This window comes from Petrocella sp. FN5 (genome assembly GCF_029210395.1).
Classification (GTDB): domain Bacteria; phylum Bacillota; class Clostridia; order Lachnospirales; family Vallitaleaceae; genus Petrocella.
In genome coordinates, this window is sequence record NZ_JARGDP010000174.1 from 1 (window position 1) to 1569 (window position 1569).

General features: G+C 37.9%; 1 protein-coding gene. It reads right to left on the reverse strand.

Going from position 1 to position 1569, the window contains the following annotated elements:
* Positions 1 to 92: 92 nt before the first annotated feature.
* The gene (locus tag P0N36_RS15270; RefSeq protein WP_275843746.1) at positions 93 to 1355 is read right to left on the reverse strand and encodes an IS110 family transposase; all 1263 of its coding nucleotides are present in this window, start codon (positions 1353 to 1355) and stop codon (positions 93 to 95) included.
* Positions 1356 to 1569: the final 214 nt, after the last annotated feature.

Consider the following 1569-nt stretch of genomic DNA (forward strand, 5'->3'; position numbering starts at 1 on the left):
TAGTGTGAAAGAATATTTAAATAGCCAATAAATTGGCACAACTAATAAGCTGTTTTATAAACAGCCATTGAACAAGAACAAGTTAAACAAATTTACGAAGCTTCTAGTGGTTCGGTAAGTAGCCCCTCCTTAATAAGAAGTTTCATTGCTTGTTTGATTGCCTTAGCTTTCTGTTTTTCGACGAGGGGCATTGGCATATCAGATTTATAGAGGTCACTAGGGTTCCATGCCTCACCAGTAGAGAACATTTGGTAAATGGCAGTAAGAATCATTCTAGCGATAGCAATAATGGCTCGTTTTTTACCACGGCGTTTCATGATACGTTCATATTTTTGTTTGTAGTAAGGAGAATCAGTAGATTTCACGGCTGCATGAGCACACTGTACTAATGCAGGTTTTAGGTAGACTCCGGCACGTGTTATTCTAACCGATTTTTTCTTACCAGCAGATTCATTATTGCCGGGAGTTAACCCGGCCCAACAACATAAACGTTTAGAAGAAGAAAACTGAGACATATCCGTACCGATTTCAGAAATAATCGTAATAGCGCTATTGCGCTTGATACCTGGAATGGTACACAGTAATTGAACAGCATTTTCATAAGGAGCAATCAAAGAATCCAATTTAGTGTCTATATCGTTAATCGCAGATGTGATATAATCTAAATGTGTACGGATAAGGTGCATGCGATATTTTTGGGAATCAGTCATCTGATACCCTTCGATAGATTCAATGACACTATCAGACTTTTTCTTAAGTGAGCGAAGGAGTCTGGAAGAAATTTCTTCGTGGTTGATGGAATTGTCGGATTGCTCGATTAGGTAATCAACAATAGATGTAGCTGATTTCCCAAAGATATCTGAAACGACCGAATCTAAAGCAACGTTACAGACAGTAAGAGAGTTCTGATAACGATTCTTTTCGCTTGATCTAGCAGAAATCAGTTTATAGCGGTACCTGGTGTATTCTCTGAGGATACGTATAGCCTTGCAAGGAATAAAGCTACCAGGAACCAATCCTAATCGAAACAAATCCCCAATCCATTTAGAATCTTTGGTATCGTCCTTGTTACCTTTAACAGCCTTCACCCATTTAGGGTTGGCGATGGTGACGTTGATTTCGTCTTCCAAAAGGTTAAAAACAGGGATCCAATATTTACCGGTAGATTCCATACAGACATCGAAGCATTGATTTTCAATTAACCAGTCTTTGAACTGTAAAATAGAATTGTTGAAAGTGGAGAAACGTTTCTTGTGATAAGAAGGCGTAAGGCCAGAGGTTGTTTTGATGATGGTGGCAACAAAGAAAGATTTGTGAACATCGACACCACAACAAGTTTGATAAACAACTTTCATAGAAAAACTCCTTTCATAAATGATTAAGAAGCCATTGACTGTTTCGCCACACATTTAACTAGGTGTTAAAACAATTCTTAGTGTACGGTCTTATAGAGCCACTTATTTGTGCTTGAAAGGCGAAACTTACACTGATTAAAATGCTGTTTAAAGCGATAAAGAGTTTTACGACTCCTCCTACCGTGCTTTGTAGTATAGCTTCTTGAATTAATTA

Bases quoted from the DNA above. Each gene is read 5' to 3' on its own strand.
- P0N36_RS15270 (WP_275843746.1), bottom strand. From the start codon at position 1,355: ATGAAAGTTGTTTATCAAACTTGTTGTGGTGTCGATGTTCACAAATCT.